The 1,253-nt window shown below is 77.7% G+C and carries 1 protein-coding gene; it reads left to right on the top strand.

What is annotated here, in order from left to right; genetic code table 11:
- Positions 1 to 1,253: protein kinase domain-containing protein (locus AB0J52_RS41275; RefSeq protein WP_500188717.1), on the top strand; the 1,253-nt coding region annotated here is incomplete at both ends.

The following is a 1,253-nucleotide window of genomic DNA, read 5'->3' as shown; positions in this document are numbered from 1 at the left end:
AGCTGGAGCGGCTGGTCCGGGCGGTCGGCCCGCTGCCCGTGGGGGCGGTGCGCTGGCTGGCGGCCGGGTGCGCCGAGGCGCTGGAGTCGATCCACGCGGCGGGCCTGGTGCACCGCGACCTGAAGCCGTCCAACGTGCTGGTCGCCGCGGACGGCCCGCGCGTCATCGACTTCGGCCTCGTCCGCGCCGCCGAGGGCACCGGGATGACGCTCAGCCGCGCGACCGTCGGCACCCCCGCCTTCATGGCCCCCGAGCAGGCGCGCGGCACCCGCGAGGTCACCGCCGCCAGCGACGTGTACTCCCTCGGCGCGACCCTGCTGTTCGCCGCGACCGGCCACGGCCCCTATCCCGGCCGGACCGTCCTGGAGCTGGTGGCCCAGTTGCTCGGCGAGGAACCGGACGTGTCCGGGCTGCCACCCGGGCTCGCCGAACTGGTCGGCGGCTGCCTGGCCCGCGCGCCGCGCGCCCGGCCCACGCCGGGCGAGATCATCGCGATGGTCGCGCCGGACCTGCGTCCCGACACCGGCCCCGACCCGGCGCGCGCCTACCTGCCCGCCGCCGCGCTCGCCGTCGTGGACGCGCACCGCGCCGGGCCGACCGTCCGGCTGACGCAGCCGCCCCGCTTCGCCGACCATCCCGCCGCGGGCGAGCGGAATCCGGCGGCCGAGGGCCCGGACGGTCGGGACGACGCGTTCTCCCCACGAGACGCCCACGCCCGGGACGGCCAACGCGGTGCCCCCGACCGGGACCGCCCCTCCGGACGGGACGCCCCCTCCGGCCAGAGCGGCTCCTTCCCCCGGCATGGCCTGTTCGGCACCGACGGCTCGTTCTCGCGGCAGGGCACGCGCGGCGGGCGACGGAGGCGGCCGGGTGCGCTCGCACCACCCCTCACCGCCGCGGTGCTCGCGGCCGTCCTCATCGGGGTCGGCGCGCTCTTCGGCCGCTACCTCACCCCCGGACACGACCGGAAGGACTCGCCGCCCGACCGTGGGCCGGTGCTCGCGCAGCAGAACGTGGGCGATCCGCCGCCGCCGCTCGGCGGGGAGAACGACCGTCCGGGGACCGCGCCGAGGCTGGTGGTGAACCAGCCGCACGGCGACGGCTCGACCACGTTCGTCGTGCACGGATCCGGCTGGCGTCCGGGCGAGGCGGTGCGGCTCACCCTGGACGGCTCGCACCGCGCGCCGCACCCTTGCGTCACCGACCGGCGCGGTACGTTCAACTACGCCGTGAACCAGGACCACGAGCTCGAC

The sequence above is a fragment of the Spirillospora sp. NPDC049652 genome, assembly GCF_040675125.1.
GTDB lineage: Bacteria > Actinomycetota > Actinomycetes > Streptosporangiales > Streptosporangiaceae > Spirillospora.
The sequence above is the reverse complement of the archived record's forward strand: the minus strand, read 5'-3'. Positions and strand labels throughout refer to the sequence as shown.